This is a genomic window from Streptomyces sp. NPDC058653, from assembly GCF_042716895.1.
Lineage (GTDB): Bacteria > Actinomycetota > Actinomycetes > Streptomycetales > Streptomycetaceae > Streptomyces.
This window is the reverse complement of record NZ_JBHXRM010000022.1, coordinates 70,246-86,063: the sequence shown is the minus strand read 5'-3', so window position 1 is coordinate 86,063 and position 15,818 is coordinate 70,246. Positions and strand designations below refer to the sequence as shown.

At 68.8% G+C, this 15,818-nt stretch carries 15 protein-coding genes; 8 read left to right on the top strand and 7 right to left on the bottom strand.

Annotation, left to right across the window (positions count from 1 at the left end; translation table 11 throughout):
* Positions 1 to 139: 139 nt before the first annotated feature.
* The gene (locus ACFWU9_RS20100; protein WP_384320168.1) at positions 140 to 523 is read left to right on the top strand and encodes a DUF6344 domain-containing protein; all 384 of its coding nucleotides are present in this window, start codon (positions 140 to 142) and stop codon (positions 521 to 523) included.
* A gap of 303 nt (positions 524 to 826) precedes the next feature.
* Here ACFWU9_RS20100 and ACFWU9_RS20095 read toward each other — a convergent pair whose 3' ends face one another.
* Positions 827 to 1,510, bottom strand: coding sequence for a DUF5324 family protein (locus ACFWU9_RS20095; RefSeq protein ID WP_384320242.1), 684 nt, complete (start codon positions 1,508 to 1,510; stop codon positions 827 to 829).
* Between the two features lie 297 nt (positions 1,511 to 1,807).
* Here ACFWU9_RS20095 and ACFWU9_RS20090 point away from each other — a divergent pair, with 297 nt between their 5' ends.
* Both ACFWU9_RS20090 and ACFWU9_RS20085 read left to right on the top strand, forming a co-directional pair.
* Positions 1,808 to 2,335 (top strand): peptidylprolyl isomerase, encoded by a 528-nt coding sequence (locus ACFWU9_RS20090; RefSeq protein ID WP_384320165.1) that lies wholly within the window; start codon positions 1,808 to 1,810, stop codon positions 2,333 to 2,335.
* 131 nt (positions 2,336 to 2,466) lie between these two features.
* Complete coding sequence (locus tag ACFWU9_RS20085; RefSeq protein WP_384320163.1) at positions 2,467 to 3,360, top strand: rhomboid family intramembrane serine protease; 894 nt, start codon at positions 2,467 to 2,469, stop codon at positions 3,358 to 3,360.
* A 319-nt stretch (positions 3,361 to 3,679) separates the two neighbouring features.
* Here the strand turns inward: ACFWU9_RS20085 and crgA are convergent, their stop codons facing one another.
* Entirely contained in the window at positions 3,680 to 3,937 is a 258-nt protein-coding gene (gene crgA / locus ACFWU9_RS20080) for a cell division protein CrgA (protein WP_384320162.1), read from the bottom strand.
* A 141-nt stretch (positions 3,938 to 4,078) separates the two neighbouring features.
* Between crgA and ACFWU9_RS20075 the strand changes: the two genes are divergently transcribed.
* The 5 genes from ACFWU9_RS20075 (at position 4,079) to ACFWU9_RS20055 (ending at position 8,173) form a co-directional block, all read left to right on the top strand.
* Positions 4,079 to 4,846: a DUF881 domain-containing protein gene (locus ACFWU9_RS20075; RefSeq protein WP_384320160.1), complete on the top strand. Its 768-nt coding sequence runs from the start codon at positions 4,079 to 4,081 to the stop codon at positions 4,844 to 4,846.
* 163 nt (positions 4,847 to 5,009) lie between these two features.
* The gene (locus tag ACFWU9_RS20070; RefSeq protein WP_384320158.1) at positions 5,010 to 5,183 is read left to right on the top strand and encodes a hypothetical protein; all 174 of its coding nucleotides are present in this window, start codon (positions 5,010 to 5,012) and stop codon (positions 5,181 to 5,183) included.
* On the top strand, positions 5,180 to 5,821 hold the full coding sequence (locus ACFWU9_RS20065) for an aminodeoxychorismate/anthranilate synthase component II (protein WP_384320156.1): 642 nt from the start codon (positions 5,180 to 5,182) through the stop codon (positions 5,819 to 5,821). The genes ACFWU9_RS20070 and ACFWU9_RS20065 overlap by 4 nt, the downstream gene beginning before the upstream one ends.
* Positions 5,818 to 7,248, top strand: coding sequence for a class E sortase (locus ACFWU9_RS20060; protein WP_384320154.1), 1,431 nt, complete (start codon positions 5,818 to 5,820; stop codon positions 7,246 to 7,248). The genes ACFWU9_RS20065 and ACFWU9_RS20060 overlap by 4 nt, the downstream gene beginning before the upstream one ends.
* A 235-nt stretch (positions 7,249 to 7,483) precedes the next feature.
* Positions 7,484 to 8,173, top strand: coding sequence for a class E sortase (locus ACFWU9_RS20055; RefSeq protein WP_384320153.1), 690 nt, complete (start codon positions 7,484 to 7,486; stop codon positions 8,171 to 8,173).
* A gap of 188 nt (positions 8,174 to 8,361) precedes the next feature.
* On the opposite strand, the gene pknB is transcribed toward ACFWU9_RS20055, so the two are convergent.
* The 5 genes from pknB to ACFWU9_RS20030 all read right to left on the bottom strand — a co-directional run bounded on the left by pknB (position 8,362) and on the right by ACFWU9_RS20030 (position 15,811).
* Complete coding sequence (pknB, locus tag ACFWU9_RS20050) at positions 8,362 to 10,392, bottom strand: Stk1 family PASTA domain-containing Ser/Thr kinase (RefSeq protein WP_384320151.1); 2,031 nt, start codon at positions 10,390 to 10,392, stop codon at positions 8,362 to 8,364.
* Positions 10,393 to 10,747: 355 nt separating this feature from the next.
* Positions 10,748 to 12,208, bottom strand: a complete 1,461-nt coding sequence (locus ACFWU9_RS20045) for a peptidoglycan D,D-transpeptidase FtsI family protein (RefSeq protein ID WP_384320149.1) — start codon at positions 12,206 to 12,208, stop codon at positions 10,748 to 10,750.
* Positions 12,205 to 13,614, bottom strand: a complete 1,410-nt coding sequence (locus ACFWU9_RS20040) for an FtsW/RodA/SpoVE family cell cycle protein (protein WP_384320147.1) — start codon at positions 13,612 to 13,614, stop codon at positions 12,205 to 12,207. Before ACFWU9_RS20040 ends, ACFWU9_RS20045 begins: the two co-directional genes overlap by 4 nt.
* Positions 13,615 to 13,639: 25 nt before the next feature.
* Positions 13,640 to 15,154 (bottom strand): Stp1/IreP family PP2C-type Ser/Thr phosphatase, encoded by a 1,515-nt coding sequence (locus ACFWU9_RS20035; protein ID WP_384320145.1) that lies wholly within the window; start codon positions 15,152 to 15,154, stop codon positions 13,640 to 13,642.
* Positions 15,155 to 15,295: 141 nt separating this feature from the next.
* Complete coding sequence (locus tag ACFWU9_RS20030) at positions 15,296 to 15,811, bottom strand: FHA domain-containing protein (RefSeq protein ID WP_384320143.1); 516 nt, start codon at positions 15,809 to 15,811, stop codon at positions 15,296 to 15,298.
* Positions 15,812 to 15,818: the final 7 nt, after the last annotated feature.

Sequence of the window (15,818 nt, the reverse complement as noted above, 5' to 3'; positions counted from 1 at the left end):
CCCGTTGCACCGTACGGGTGGTGTTCATCAGAAGAACTGTGCAGCGGCTGCGTGGGTCCCTCGATTCCCAAGATGCGTACACATCATGAGGAAGGTATGTAGATCGCTCAACCCGAGCGCAACCTGAAAGCGAGGGGTCATGGCCGCCTTCAAGGTCAAGAATCTGTGGACAGCCTTCCTGACCGCGTTCTTCGCGGTGCTCACCACCCTGGGGCTCACCGCCCCCGCGGCGCCCGCGGAGGCCGCCGTACAGCAGCCCGCCGACCAGCCGGTGAAGGGCGGTCAGCCGCCGGTCGCCGCCGAGGAGCGGGGAGGAGGGGAGGCGGCACCCGCGGTACGACGGGCACTGCCGGAGAGCGCGCGGCCGGCGGACACGTCCCGGCCGCCGACCATCGAGCAGCGTATCCGCGCGGAGGCGCACGGCTCGTCACCTTCGGTCCGGCGGCTGCCCGTCGACACCCGTACGGACGCCGAGGTCGCGCGGGACAACAAGGCGGCGGCCGACGCGGCGCTCGCGGCGTGAGAATCCGGGATTCCCTGACGACTCCCGGCATCCGCACCGCGCACAGCGCCCGCGTGACCAGTTCAGCCCGCGCGACCCGCTCCACCTGCCTGACGAGCTTCACCCGCGCGACGAGCCTCACCACGGTGATCCGCTCCAGCCGCGCGACCCGCTCCGCCAGTGTCGTCGCCGTCATCGGTGTCATCGGTGCTGTCGGTGCCATCCCCGGCACACGCGAGACCGGTGCCACACGTGGTGCTCACACCACGCGCGACACCCGCGTCACCCGCACCACCGTCCTACGGATCACCGGTCACCCGTCACTCACGTGCGGTTGTCGCGATCCTTCGCCCCTTTTCCCTTGGTCTGATTCGCCTTTGCCTCCGGGTCGAGCGCACCCTGGCTGCCGTCGACGGACGACAGCGACGAGTTGTGCGCGGAGACCTCGGTAGGAGGCGGCGGCTCCACCAGCCAGTCAGGATTGGCCTGCTTGTCCCACCACTTCCACGCGGCGTAAGCGCCACCGGTCAGCAGACCGAGGACCGCCAGGCCCTTGGCGAGCCGTCCGCACCTGGCCCGTCGCTCATGCTTCCTCACAAGCTTCTGGACCTCCTGCACCGTGACCTGACCGCGCAGCGCGGCGAGAGCGGCGGCGGAACGTGCCGCTGCCTCCCCTGCCACCGGCTGTGCGACGGAGACGGCGTGCTCGACACGTGGCACCGTGTAGCAGGCCGCCTGCTGCGCCGCCTTGCGCGTCCGCGCGGCGGCACGCTGTGCTGCCATGTCGAGGTTCGGGGGTACATGCGGCGCCACATGGACGCCGTACTGAACACGAGCCTGCTTCGCGGCCTTCGACACCTTCGGTGCGAGCCGGACGCGGGCCTCTTCGGCGTACAACGCGGCCTGTTCCTTGGCCGTATCGGCGTAGGGTGCCACCGCTTCCGCGGCGTGCAGCACGCTCTCCTTCGCCGAATCGGTAGCGGCGCGCACGCTGTCCATGCGGGTCACAGGATCCTCCTCCTCGGTGGCGGTCAGGGGCTTGGGGGTTTCCCCCGTTATTTGGACAAAGATCCGTCTGTCCACCCAGATCGAAATCATGCCTCCCGCCTGCCGGACCGGCATGCGGTGCGGGCATCCGGGTCAACCGTCGCCCGGTCGTCGCCTGCCCGTTGCGTGTTCCCCCCGCGCGGCCGCTGATTCCCCGTCACCGGGCGCCGCGAGCGCTTGAGGGGTACGGGGCGGGCGGCGCGCCCGCCGTCCGTGCGAGGATCGACAGGGTCAGATCAGACTTACGGAAGGCAGATCGTGGCCGAGCAGCTTTACGCCACCCTGAAGACCAACCACGGCGATATCGAGATCCGGCTCCTGCCGAACCACGCGCCGAAGACGGTCAAGAACTTTGTGGAGCTCGCCAAGGGCGAGCGTGAGTGGACCAACCCGGCGACCGGCAAGAAGTCGAACGACCGCCTGTACGACGGGACCGTCTTCCACCGGGTGATCAGCGGTTTCATGATCCAGGGAGGGGACCCGCTGGGCAACGGCACCGGTGGTCCGGGCTACGAGTTCGAGGACGAGTTCCACCCGGACCTCTCCTTCGACAAGCCCTACCTCCTGGCCATGGCGAACGCGGGCCCCGGCACCAACGGCTCGCAGTTCTTCGTCACCCTGGCGCCCACCGCGTGGCTGACCCGCAAGCACACCATCTTCGGCGAGGTCACCGACGAGGCGAGCAAGAAGGTCGTGGACAGCATCGGAGTCACCCAGACCAACCCGCGCACCGACCGCCCGGTCGAAGAGGTCAAGATCGAGTCGGTCGTCGTCGAGTCCCGCTGAGGACGCGCCCCCGGTATCGGATTCACGTTCGGGGAACCTCCCGCCCTGCCCGTCCGTAGTGGTTACATACCGGACGGGGAGGGCGCGGTGCGTTGTGCGCCCTCCCGCCGCAACGAGTACCGAGGGGACAGATGGACCAGCAGCCCGGGGGACCGGACCGGCACGCCGCCGACGCGACCCCCCACTGTTACCGGCACCCGGACCGTGAGACGGGCATCCGCTGTACCCGCTGCGAGCGCCCCATCTGCACGGACTGCATGATCAGCGCCTCGGTCGGATTCCAGTGTCCGAACTGCGTCCGGGAGGGGACCGGATCGGGCATGTCCCCGACGTCCACCCGCCCGCGCACGATCACCGGCGGGACGATCTCCGCCGACCCCCGGCTGATCACGAAGATCCTCCTGGGCCTGAATCTCGCGGTCTTCGTCGCCGTCCTCTCGGCGGAACAGCGCGTCGTCGGTGAGCTGGATCTCATCGGGCACGCCTTCAACCCGGAGATCGGCGAGGTCGTCGGGGTCGCGGACGGGCAGTGGTACCGGCTGTTCACCGCGATGTTCCTGCACCAGGCCGTATGGCACATCGCGTTCAACATGCTGGGGCTGTGGTGGCTCGGCGGGCCGCTGGAGGCGGCGCTCGGACGCGTGCGCTTCGTCGCGCTGTATCTGATCTCCGGACTGGCCGGCAGCGCCCTGACCTATCTGATCGCCGAGCCGAACCAGCCGTCGCTCGGTGCCTCGGGCGCGATCTTCGGTCTCCTCGGCGCCACGGCCGTACTGATGCGCCGGATGAACTACGACATGAAGCCGGTCCTCGGGCTGCTGGCGCTGAACCTGGTCTTCACATTCCTCTGGTCCGGGATCGCCTGGGAGGCACATCTCGGCGGTCTCGTCGCGGGGACGGCGATCGCCGTCGGCCTGGTGCACGCGCCGCGTGAACGCCGGGCGCTGGTCCAGTGGGGCACCTGCGCGGTGGTGCTGCTCGCGACCGTGGCCGTCGTCGTGCTCAGAACGACTCAGCTCACCTGAGGGCCCGGCCGGGCTCCCCGGATCCCGGTGTTCCGGGGTCCTGAGGGCTCTCGGAGACGGTGAAGCACACAGTTGTCCACAGCGTGTGTCGGATCTTGTGCATTCTGTGGGGGAACATCAGTGCCCCTTGTCGCTGATCTGGGTTTTCCCAGCAGGGACAAGGGGCGAGACGCTTCATCACAACGGCCGAAGCGGGTGATCCAGTCACACCGGCGTCAACCTGCCGTGGAGTTATCCACAGATCGTCAGACCTTTTCCCCCGGCTGTGGACAGCACTGTGGATAAGTCTCTGGGCAGAGCTTGACGCCGGCCGCGACCGCTACTTCCACTGCGTGGAGACACCGAAGCCGGCGGCGATGAAACCGAAGCCGACGACGATGTTCCAGTTGCCGAAGGCGTCGATCGGCAGCGATCCCTCGGTCACGTAGAAGACGACGATCCATGCCAGCCCGATGAGGAACAGGCCGAGCATGACCGGCGCCACCCAGCTCCGGTTGGACAGCTTTATCGTGGTCGACTGCTTCGCCGCGGGGGGCGGAGTGAAATCGGGCTTCTTGCGGATACGTGACTTCGGCACGAGGGACTCTCCTGTCGATGCGCTGCGTGACCGCGCAGGTAACTGAAACGGTGTGCCGGGGTGAGGAGCAGGGGGAACACTGGCTCCCCCGGGCGTCCGTTAGCGTAGTGCTTCCGTGGCGCCTAAGGAGATAAGGGTACGTTGAGCAATTCTGCCGACTTCCCCGAAGGGCCGGTCCGCCGGAGGTCCTGGCGACCGGTCCGGCTGCTCACGGCCGGGGTCTTCGCCCTCGCCGGCCTCATCTTCGTCACGAGCTTCAACACGGCGAGGGGCACCAACCTCCGTACGGACGACTCCCTGCTCAAGCTCTCGGACCTGATCCAGGAGCGCAGCGACAAGAACGCCGAACTGGAGGAGTCCACCGGCGCCGTGCGCGAGGACGTCGACAGGCTCGCCAACCGCGACGACGGCTCCACCAAGGCGGAGGACGCCGAACTCCGTCAACTGGAGGACGCGGCGGGCACCAGGAAGGTCTCTGGCCAGGCCCTCACCGTCACCCTGGACGACGCCCCGCCGGACGCCACGGCCAATCCGGGCTACCCCGAGCCCCAGCCCAACGACCTGGTCATCCACCAGCAGGATCTCCAGGCAGTCGTCAACGCCCTCTGGCAGGGCGGCGCGCGCGGAATCCGCGTCATGGACCAGCGGCTGATCTCCACCAGCGCGGTGCGCTGCGTCGGCAACACCCTGATCCTCCAGGGCCGGGTCTACTCACCTCCGTACAAGATCACCGCCGTGGGGGACCAGGGCCGGCTCCGGAAGGCGCTGGACGATTCGCCCGCGATCCAGAACTACCAGCTGTACGTACAGGCGTACGGCCTCGGCTGGAAGGTCGACGAGGAGGGCGGGACGACACTCCCCGGCTACACGGGCGCCGTGGACCTCCATTACGCGGAGCCGGTGAAGTAGCCGGGCCCGGCGGCACGCCCCGGCGGCCCCGGGAAGAAAAAGAGGCTCACGGCACACCTGGCCCATGCGCCGCCCACGTGACCCCCCGGCCCCTTAGTCTGGTTCGCGCACGCCGGTACGGCGGCGGCGCGAACGGGGAACGGTACGGAACGGAAGGGACAGCATGTACGGCTGGATCTGGCGGCATCTGCCGGGCAACGTGTGGATGCGGGCGGTCATCGCGCTCGTGCTGGCCCTGGCGGTCGTCTTCATGCTGTTCCAGTACGTCTTCCCCTGGGCGGAGCCGATCCTCCCGTTCGGGGACGCGACGGTGACCGGCGCCGGAGGCAGGACATGAGCGGCGCCCGCGTTCTGGTCGTGGACAACTACGACAGCTTCGTCTTCAACATCGTCCAGTACCTCTACCAGCTCGGCGCTGAGTGCGAGGTGCTCCGTAACGACGAGGTGTCGACGGAGCACGCGCAGGACGGCTTCGACGGTGTGATGCTCTCCCCCGGCCCCGGCGCGCCCGAACAGGCCGGTGTCTGCGTCGACATGGTGCGCCACTGCGCGTCCACCGGCGTTCCCGTCTTCGGGGTCTGCCTCGGCATGCAGTCGATGGCGGTGGCGTACGGCGGCGTGGTCGGCCGCGCCCCCGAGCTGCTCCACGGCAAGACCTCGCTCGTCACGCACGAGGGCAAGGGCGTGTTCGCCGGACTGCCCTCGCCGTTCACCGCGACGCGTTACCACTCGCTGGCCGCGGAGCCCGCCGAGCTGCCGGACGAGCTGGAGGTCACCGCGCGTACGGCCGACGGCATCATCATGGGGGTGCGCCACCGTGAACTGCCCGTCGAGGGCGTGCAGTTCCACCCCGAGTCCGTACTGACCGAGCACGGTCATCTGATGCTGGCCAACTGGCTGGCGCAGTGCGGCGATCCGGGCGCCGTGGGCCGGTCGGCGGGCCTGGCGCCGGTGGTGGGCAAGGCGGTCGCGTGACCGCACTCCGTCCCGAGCACGACGCGGGATACGGCGCCTCGTACGAGCAGCGGGAACCGTACGAGGGAGCCGGCGCGTTCGAGGCGGCGGTGGACGGACTCGCCGATCCGTTGAACGATCCCCTTCCCGGACAGGCGCCCGTGCCGCCCCCCGCCGCGACTCCCCCCGCGTTTCCCTCGCCCGCGCCGCCGCCCGGCCCCTGGACGGCGGGTGACGGAATATCCGGGCCGCCCCAGGCGGAACGGGAGTGGTCGGGGTACGGGCCCTACCCGTACGCGACGGAGGTGCCCGCCGGATACGGGCAGGACTGGGCCTCGCAGGTCGCCCCGGAGCCGGTGTCCCTGCCGCTCCCTCCGGAGGCGCCGACGCCCGTGCCGACGCCGACACCCGCGCCCGTGCCGACGCAGGGACCGATTGCCGCACCGACCCCTCTCCGGGCGCCGCTGCCGGATGCCGCGCCGCCCTATGTCCCTGCCCAGGACGACGGGACCACGGTCCTCCGTACGGAGGACGCCGAGAGCGCCGGGGATGCCACGGCGGTGATGCCGGCCGTCCCCGCATCCGGCCCGGACCGGCCGAGGCGGTCCGAACCGGCCACCGGGGGCCGTGCGGAGCGCCGTAAGGCGGCCAAGGGCGGCCGTGGGCGCGGTCGTGGGCGCCCGGAGGGTGCCGGGAGCCCCAGGGGCTCCCGGAGCGCCTCAGCGCCCTCCAGGCCGCTCTCCCGCGTCGAGGCGCGGCGTGCCGCCCGCGCTCTCAAGGACAGTCCCGGAGTGATTCTCAGCCGCGCCCTCGGCGAGATCTTCATCAGCCTCGGCGTTCTGATGCTGCTGTTCGTCACGTACCAGCTGTGGTGGACGAACATCCAGGCCGATCTGTACGCGGGAAAGCAGACGGACAAGATCCAGGACGGCTGGGCGAAGGGGCGTCAGCCCGGGGCGTTCGAGCCCGGCCAGGGATTCGCGATCATGCACATCCCCAAGCTGGACGTGGTCGTGCCGATCGCCGAGGGCATCGACAAGGCGAAGGTCCTGGACCGCGGCATGGTCGGCCACTACTCGGAGGGCAGGCTCAAGACGGCGATGCCCTCCGACAAGCAGGGCAACTTCGCGGTCGCGGGACACCGCAACACCCATGGCGAGCCGTTCCGTTACATCAACCGTCTGAAGCCCGGCGACAAGATCATCGTGGAGACGCAGGACTCCTACTTCACGTACGACATGGCGAGCATCCTTCCGCAGACCTCGCCGTCGAACGTCGGCGTCATCGGGCCCGTGCCGCCCGGCTCCGGGTTCGCGGAGCCGGGGCGATACATCACGTTGACGACCTGTACGCCGGAATTCACCAGTACGTATCGAATGATCGTGTGGGGCAAGATGGTTGAGGAACGGCCACGCGGTAAGGGAAAGCCCGACGCTCTCGTCGGCTGAACGAATCACGACGGAGACCAGGGACCGGGGGACGGGTGCTGTGGCAGCGGCAGGAGAGCACGACGACGGGCATGTGAACACACCCGGCGAAACAGGGAAAAACGATACATCCGCGACAACGGGGGTGGCCGACCCCGAGCGTGCGTCCGCGGAGGGGGACCCGGCGGCCCCGGCCGTGGAGCCCGAGCCCCCGGCCGAGCCTGAGTCCGGGCCTGAACTCGAGCCCGCTCCGGCCGTGCGCCGGGCTCCTACGCGGAGCCGTACCGCCTCCGTGGTCAGCGTCTTCGGCGAACTGCTCATCACCGCCGGTCTGGTGCTCGGTCTCTTCGTCGTCTACTCGCTGTGGTGGACCAATGTGCTGGCCGACCGCGAGGCCACGAAACAGGGCAACCAGGTACGCGACAACTGGGCCGAGGGCCGAGGCGGTCCCGGCGCCCTCGACGTCAAGAACGGGATCGGCTTCCTGCACGTGCCCGCCATGAAGAACGGCGAGGTCCTCGTGAAGAAGGGCACGGACCTGAAGTCCCTCAACAACGGCGTCGCCGGCTACTACACGGACCCGGTCAAGTCCGCGCTGCCCTCCGCCGAGCGGGGAAACTTCTCGCTGGCCGCCCACCGCGACGGGCACGGCGCGAAGTTCCACAACATCCACAAGCTCAAGACCGGTGACGTGATCGTCTTCGAGACGAAGGACACCTGGTACGTCTACAAGGTCTTCAAGGACCTCCCGCAGACCTCCAAGTACAACGTGGACGTGCTCAAGCCGGTCCCCAAGGAGTCGGGCAAGAAGAAGCCCGGCCGCTATCTGACCCTCACGACGTGCACGCCCATCTACACCTCCGACTACCGCTACGTCGTCTGGGCCGAGCTGGAGCGCACGGAGAAGGTCGACAAGGACCGCACCAAGCCGGACGAACTGCGCTGAGCCCCGCGCGGTCCGCGCCGGACGCGCCGTCCCCGGCGGACGCGCCGTCCGCGACGGACAGACGGACGGGCGGACGGGCCGTACAAACGGCCGGACAGACGGCCGTACAGGCGGGCCGGACCACGAAGAAGCCCCGGCGTCCTCTCCAGGACGCCGGGGCTTCTTCACCTCCTCAGGAGATGACGACCTCAGCCGTCGCCCCCGAATCCACCGTTGCCGCCGATGAACCCTCCGTTGTCGCCGCCACCGTTGTCCCCGCCGCCGTTGTTGCCGCCACCGACGGGTGTCACGAAGAGCGTCACCGCGCTGCCCTTGTCGACCGGCTGGTTGCCACCGGGGTTGCTCGCGATCACCCGCGCGTTGGGGTCGTTCGGCGAGTTCGGCGCCAGTGCGGCCGTCAGACCCACGCTTTCCAACTGGGCCTTCGCCTCGGCGAAGGTCTTGCCCGCGAGGTCGCCGGGGACCTGCACCTTCTCCGGCTGCTTGGGCCCCTTCGACACCTGGAGCGTGACCTGGCTGCCCTTGGGCGCCTTGCTGTTGCCCGCCGGGCTCTGGCCGACGACGGTGTTCGCCGGCTTGTCGGAGTCCACGTCCGTGCTGGCAACCGTGAAGCCGAGCGTCTCCAGCTGGCTCTTCGCCGCGTCGAACGTCTGGTCCGTGACGGGCGGCACCGGGACCTGTGCCTGCTTGGCGACGGAGAGCGTGACCGTCGCGCCCTTCTCGGCCTCGGAGCCGCCGGACGGCTTCTGACTGACGACCGTGCCGGGGTCCTGGTCGCTCTCGACCTGCTTGGTCTCGACCCTGAAGTCGGCTTCCTGAAGGGTCTTCGTGGCGTCCTCGACCGTCTCGTCGGCGACGTCGGGCACCTGGACCTTGGGCGCGCCCTCGGAGACGACGACCTGGATGGTGTCGCCCTGCTCCATCTTCTGGCCGGACGCCGGCTGCTGGGAGCAGATGGCGCCCTTGGGCTGGTCGCAGCGGTCCGTGCCGGACTGGGCGACCTCGACCGACGCGTTGCTCGCCAGTCCCTTCGCCTCCTCCAGCGTCTCTCCCACGAGCTGCGGCACGGTGATCTGCTCCGAGCCTCCGCCGTCGCCGCCGAAGACCGCCTTGCCGATCAGGATGGCGCCCGCGAGCACCAGGACGCCGGCGACGATCAGCAGGATCGTCGAGGTGTTGGACTTCTTCTGCCGGCGCCGGTCCGGACGGTCGTCGTAGTTGCCGTAGCCACCGCCGGCGTCCGGGTTGACCGGCGGCATCATCGACGTCTGGCCGCCGCCGGGCGGGGCCGTGCGCAGGGCCGTGGTGGGCTGGTCGTCGGAGCCGCCGTAGCCGCCCGCGTAACCGACCGAGCCCATCGCCGCTGTCGCCGCGACCGGCTGGCCGTCGAGGCAGGCCTCGATGTCGGCCCGCATCTCGTCGGCGGACTGATACCGGTAGTCCGGGTCCTTGACGAGGGCCTTCAGCACGATCGCGTCCATCTCGGGCGTGATCTCGGGGTCGAAGGTGCTCGGCGGCTGCGGCTCCTCCCGTACGTGCTGGTACGCGACCGCGACCGGTGAGTCCCCGATGAAGGGCGGGCGCACGGTCAGCAGCTCGTACAGCAGACAGCCGGTGGAGTAGAGGTCGGAGCGCGCGTCGACCTGCTCGCCCTTGGCCTGCTCGGGGGAGAGGTACTGCGCGGTGCCGATGACCGCGGAGGTCTGCGTCATCGTCATGCCGGAGTCGCCCATCGCGCGGGCGATGCCGAAGTCCATGACCTTGACCTGGCCGGTACGCGTGAGCATGACGTTGGCGGGCTTGATGTCGCGGTGGACGATCTGGGCCCGGTGCGAGTACTCCAGCGCCTGGAGGATCCCTACGGTCATCTCCAGCGTGCGCTCGGGCAGCAGTCTGCGTCCGGAGTGCAGCAGCTCGCGCAGAGTGGACCCGTCGACGTACTCCATCACGATGTACGGGATGGACACCCCGTCGACGTAGTCCTCACCCGTGTCGTAGACAGCGACGATCGCGGGGTGGTTGAGCGAGGCGGCCGACTGGGCCTCTCGGCGGAACCGGGCTTGGAAGGACGGATCGCGGGCGAGGTCGGCCCGCAGCGTCTTCACAGCGACGGTGCGGCCGAGCCGGGTGTCGTGCGCGAGGTACACCTCGGCCATGCCACCACGGCCGAGCACCGAGCCCAGCTCGTACCGGCCGCCGAGGCGACGCGGCTCTTCCATACTGTTCCAGCCCTCTCCGTCTGTCCCGACCGCACCGGTGTGCGGTCCGGCGGTGTGCTGTTCGCGCATACGCTACCGGGCACGCCGCATCCGGTCCGACCGTCCCTGGTAGCTGATACAGGACTGGTACTTCAATGGCCACATATCGGTCGTTAATGCTCGTGTTCCCGGTGGTGAGGTAAGTCACCCGTGGGACATCGGCGCCCGAATTCCGATTCCGTCGGCATTCCACGGTCGGCACCGTCGGGTTCGGTGTAAAGGGAAACTTCTCCACTTCCTCGGAAGGTCTCCCCGCCGGGTCCGACAATGGCCCGGACAGTGTGCGACTGTCCGGGCCATTACCGAATGTCCTTGATTACTTCTTGCTGTCGATCACGGCCTTCATGACGTCCTTGGCGATCGGCGCGGCGAGACCGCCGCCGGAGATGTCGTCACGGACCGCGTCGCTGTCCTCGACCACGACGGCGACCGCCACCGGCGACCCGTTCTCGCCCTTGGCGTAGGAGACGAACCAGGCGTACGGGTTCTTGCTGTTGTTCTCGCCGTGCTGCGCGGTGCCGGTCTTGCCGCCGACCGTGACGTCGGGGATCTTGGCGTTCGCACCGGTGCCCTCGTTGACCACCGTCTCCATCATCTCCTGGAGCATCTGCGCGTGCTCCTGGCTGACGGGCTGGCCCATCTCCTCGGGCTCGGTCTTCTTGATCACGTCCAGGTTCGGGGCTTCGAGCTGGTCGATCATGTACGGCTTCATCAGCTTGCCGTCGTTGGCGATGGCGGAGACGACCATGGCCATCTGGAGCGGGGTGGTGCGGGTGTCGAACTGCCCGATGGAGGAGAGCGCGGTCTGCGAATCGTTCAATTCCTCGGGGAAGATCGAGGCGTTGGCGCGGACCGGTACGAACTGCTCCTCGTTGAAGCCGAATTTCTTCGCGGTCTCCAGCATCTTGTCCTTGCCGACGTTGAAGCCGAGCTTGCCGAAGACGGTGTTGCAGGAGACCCGCAGCGCTTCCCTGAGGGTCGCGTCCTTACAGGGGATGTTTCCCTCGTTCACCAGCTCGGTGGTCGTTCCCGGCATGGTCCACGGAAGCGGGGAGTCGGTCTTCGCGTCGATGTCGTCGACGACACCGTGCTCCAGCGCCGCGGCGGCCGTGACGACCTTGAACGTGGAGCCGGGCGGATACGTCTCGCGCAGCGCGCGGTTCAGCATCGGCTTGTCGGCGTCCTTGCCGAGCGAGTTCCAGGCTTTCTCGTCCTTGCCCGCGTAGCCGGCGAAGGACGAGGGGTCGTACGACGGGGTGGAGGCGAGCGCGAGGATCTTGCCGGTCCCCGGCTCCAGGGCGACGACGGCGCCCTTCTTCTCGCCGAGCCCCTCGAAGGCGGCCTTCTGGGCGGCGCCGTTGAGGGTGGTGACGACGTTGCCGCCCTTCGCCTCGTCGCCGGTGAACATCGCCATGGTGCGGTCGAAGAAGAGCTGGTCGTCGTTGCCGGTGAGGATGCCGTCCTCGAGATTCTCGATCTGCGTGGCACCGAACGCCTGCGAGGCGTAGCCGGTGACCGGCGCCCACATCGGGCCGTCGAGATAGGTCCGCTTGTACTTGAAGTCGGTGTCGTCCGTCTTGGTGGAGCCCGTTATGGGCTTGCCGTCGACGACGATGTTGCCGCGTTCCTTGGCGTACCGCTCGATGAGCACCCGGCGGTTCTTCTCGTGGGTGTTGAGCTCGTCGGCCTCGACGTACTGGAGCCAGTTGGTGCGCACCAGCAGCGCCAGCACGAGCAGTCCGCAGAAGATCGCGATGCGGCGCAGGGGCTTGTTCACGGTCGGACCACCTGAGTCATCTCGGCGTCGGGTGATGGTGCGGGCGTCGGCGCGGGGCGGCGGGCGGTGTCGCTGATACGGATGAGGATGCCGATCAGCGCCCAGTTGGCGATCACCGAGGAACCGCCGGCCGCGACGAACGGCATCGTCATACCCGTCAGCGGGATGAGGCCCATGACGCCGCCGGCGACGACGAAGACCTGGATGGCGAAGGCGCCGGAGAGGCCGATCGCCAGGAGCTTGCCGAAGGGGTCGCGGGCGGCGAGCGCGGTCCGTACGCCGCGCTCCACGATCAGGCCGTAGATCAGCAGGAACGCCATCATGCCCGCCAGTCCGAACTCCTCGCCGACGGTGGAGAGGATGAAGTCGGAGTTGGCCGCGAAGCCGATCAGGTCGGAGTTGCCCTGGCCGAGCCCGGTGCCGAGCGTGCCGCCGGCGCCGAACGACATCAGCGCCTGGCCGATCTGGTCGCTCTGCTCCCAGGTGGACTCGGCGAAGGGGTTGAGCCAGAACTCGACGCGCTGCTGGACGTGCGGCTCGAACGTGGCGACACCGACCGCGCCCGCGGCCGACATCACCAGACCGAAGACGATCCAGCTGGTCCGCTCCGTGGCCACGTACAGCATGATCACGAAGAGACCGAAGAAGAGCAGCGAGGTACCGAGGTCGGTCTCGAAGACCAGGATCAGGATCGACATGGCCCAGACCGCGAGGATCGGTCCGAGGTCACGGCCGCGCGGCAGGTAGAGGCCCATCACCCGGCGGCTGGCGAGCGCCAGGGCGTCGCGCTTCACCATCAGATAGCCGGAGAAGAAGATCGCGATGATGATCTTCGCGAACTCGCCGGGCTGGACGTTGAACGGGCCGATGCTGACCCAGATCTTCGCGCCGTTCACCGCCGGGAAGAAGACCGGCAGGATCAGCAGGACCAGCGCCACCGCCATGGAGATGTAGGTGTAGCGCTGGAGGATGCGATGGTCCTTGAGCAGCAGCAGGACGGCGACGAAGAGCGCGATGCCGATCGCGGAGTAGAGCAGCTGCTTGGGGGCGTCCGGGGTGAACGCCCCGAAGGCGCGCTCGGCGCGGGCGATCAGCCGCGGCGACTGGTCCAGCCTCCAGATGAGGACGAGCCCGAGGCCGTTGAGGAGGGTGGCGAGGGGCAGCAGCAGCGGGTCGGCGTACGGGGCGAACTTGCGCACCACGAGATGGCCGACACCGGCCAGCAGCCCGATGCCCAGGCCGTACCCGATCATGCCGCTGGGCACTTCGTCGTTGACCGCCAGACCCACGTTCAGATACGCGAGAACGGGGATGGCGACGGCGAAGGCGAGCATCGCGAGCTCGGTGTTGCGGCGGCTCGGTGCTTCGATCGCGCCGATGGTGGTCGTGTTGGTGACAACGCTCATGGTGGTGAAGGCCCCTTACGGCCGGCTACTGCTTACCGCAGTTCGAGGCCAGCTTCTGCTCCTCCTCCGAGAGGCTGGGGCCCGGAGTGGGAGACGCTTCTTTCGGCTTGGTGTCGGTGCTGGTCCCGGTCTTCGGCTTCGTCCCGGTCGTACCGCCGGCCTCGCCCTCGCCGGTGATCGCGTTCGCCGCGCGCTCGGACTCACGGCGCTGTTCGTCCTTCTTGCACGCGGCGGCCTGCTTGGAGAGGTCCTCGATCTTGGTGCGCGCGGAGGCCTTGCTGCCCTCGGCGATCGTGTCCTCGACCTGCTTGCGCTGGTACGGCGGCAGGTACTTGAGTTCGATCTTGGCGAAGTCCTCTTCGACCTTCGACAGCGAGACCCACGCCAGATCCTGGCTGATGCCGCGGTAGAGCGCGACGTGCTCGTCGTTGGCGCCGACGTAGTACTGGGTCTGGGTCCAGCGGTAGCCGCCGTACAGACCGCCTCCCACGACCACCAGCGCGAGCGCGACGAAGAACGAGCGCTTGAACCACTTTCCGCCGGAGCGCTGCTTGACGAAGTCGTCGTCGTTGTAAGCGCCGAAGCCGGCGTCCGGCGGCATGCCGCCGTAACCGGCTCCGTCTCCGCTGCCCGGCGGGCCGAAGCCCCCCGGCGGCGGCTGGTGCTGCTGCGGTACGGGGCGGCCCAGGCCGGCCGCGCGGCCGGCGGGCGTCTGCATCGACGGGTCGCTCTCGGCGGCGTGCAGCTGCTGGTTCTCCGCCACCGCGCCGACGACGACCGGGGTGTCGTTGAGCTGCCCGGCGAGGGTGTCGTTGGACTCGACGTCCAGGACGTCGGCGACGATGCAGGTGATGTTGTCGGGACCGCCGCCGCGCAGAGCGAGCTGGATGAGGTCCTGGATGGTCTCCTGCGGGCCCTGGTAGCTCGCCAGGGTCTCTTCCATGGTCTGGTGCGAGACAACGCCGGAGAGGCCGTCGGAGCAGATCAAGTAGCGGTCGCCCGCGCGGACTTCGCGGATCGAGAGATCGGGCTCCACATGGTCGCCGCTGCCCAGCGCGCGCATCAGCAGGGAGCGCTGCGGGTGGGTGGTGGCCTCTTCCTCGGTGATGCGCCCCTCGTCGACGAGGCGCTGCACCCAGGTGTGGTCCTGCGTGATCTGCGTGAGCACGCCGTCGCGCAGGAGGTAGGCGCGGGAGTCGCCGACGTGTACGAGGCCGAGGCGCTGGCCCGTCCACAGGAGGGCGGTGAGCGTGGTGCCCATGCCCTCCAGCTGGGGGTCCTCCTCGACCATCACGCGCAGCTGGTCGTTGGCGCGCTGGACCGCCGTACCGAGCGAGGTGAGGATGTCCGATCCCGGCACGTCGTCGTCGAGCTGCACGAGCGTGGAGATCACCTCGGACGAGGCGACCTCACCGGCGGCCTGGCCGCCCATGCCGTCGGCGATGGCCAGGAGCCGGGGACCGGCGTAGCCGGAGTCCTCGTTCCCCTCCCGGATCATGCCTTTGTGCGACCCGGCGGCGAAGCGCAGAGAAAGACTCATGCGCGCCTCTCCTGTCGGTTCGCCAGCCGAATGTGGCGCCAGCCGGTCTCGAGCCACACTGCCCACCCTCCGGTCGGGAGCCTGCCGCGGTCCCACGTCAGGACCGCCGCGGCTCGCTCGCTCCGCTCGCTCATTGTCGTACTACTTCCGCAGCTCGATGACGGTCTTGCCGATGCGGATCGGCGCGCCCGGCGGAATCGGTGTCGGGGTGGTGAGCCGGGTCCGGTCGAGATACGTGCCGTTGGTGGACCCGAGATCCTCGACGATCCACTGACCGTCCCGGTCCGGGTAGATCCTGGCATGCCTGCTGGACGCGTAGTCGTCGTCCAGCACGATCGTTGAGTCGTGCGCCCGTCCCAGGGTGATGGTCTGTCCCTGGAGGGCCACCGTGGTGCCGGTGAGGATGCCCTCCGAGACGACCAGCTTCGTGGGCGCCCCCCGGCGCTGCCTGCCGCCCTGCTGCCGCTGTGCGGGCGGCGCGGGGTTCTGGCGGGCGGCGCCCTGCGGCGGCCGTGCGTCGGCGTTGCGGCGTGAGCCGCGCTGCGTGACACGTGTGCCGAACAGATCGCTCCGAATGACCTGGACGGCCACAATCACGAACAGCCACAGAACGGCTAGGAAACCTAGCCGCATGACCGTCAGGGTCAGCTCTGACATTGCCCCC

Excerpts from the sequence above, each read along its gene's own strand:
- ACFWU9_RS20085 (WP_384320163.1), top strand. The coding sequence starts at position 2,467 with ATGGACCAGCAGCCCGGGGGACCGGACCGGCACGCCGCCGACGCGACC.
- ACFWU9_RS20030 (WP_384320143.1), bottom strand. The coding sequence starts at position 15,811 with ATGTCAGAGCTGACCCTGACGGTCATGCGGCTAGGTTTCCTAGCCGTT.
- pknB (WP_384320151.1), bottom strand. The coding sequence starts at position 10,392 with ATGGAAGAGCCGCGTCGCCTCGGCGGCCGGTACGAGCTGGGCTCGGTG.
- ACFWU9_RS20040 (WP_384320147.1), bottom strand. The coding sequence starts at position 13,614 with ATGAGCGTTGTCACCAACACGACCACCATCGGCGCGATCGAAGCACCG.
- ACFWU9_RS20070 (WP_384320158.1), top strand. The coding sequence starts at position 5,010 with ATGTACGGCTGGATCTGGCGGCATCTGCCGGGCAACGTGTGGATGCGG.
- ACFWU9_RS20100 (WP_384320168.1), top strand. The coding sequence starts at position 140 with ATGGCCGCCTTCAAGGTCAAGAATCTGTGGACAGCCTTCCTGACCGCG.
- ACFWU9_RS20065 (WP_384320156.1), top strand. The coding sequence starts at position 5,180 with ATGAGCGGCGCCCGCGTTCTGGTCGTGGACAACTACGACAGCTTCGTC.
- ACFWU9_RS20035 (WP_384320145.1), bottom strand. The coding sequence starts at position 15,154 with ATGAGTCTTTCTCTGCGCTTCGCCGCCGGGTCGCACAAAGGCATGATC.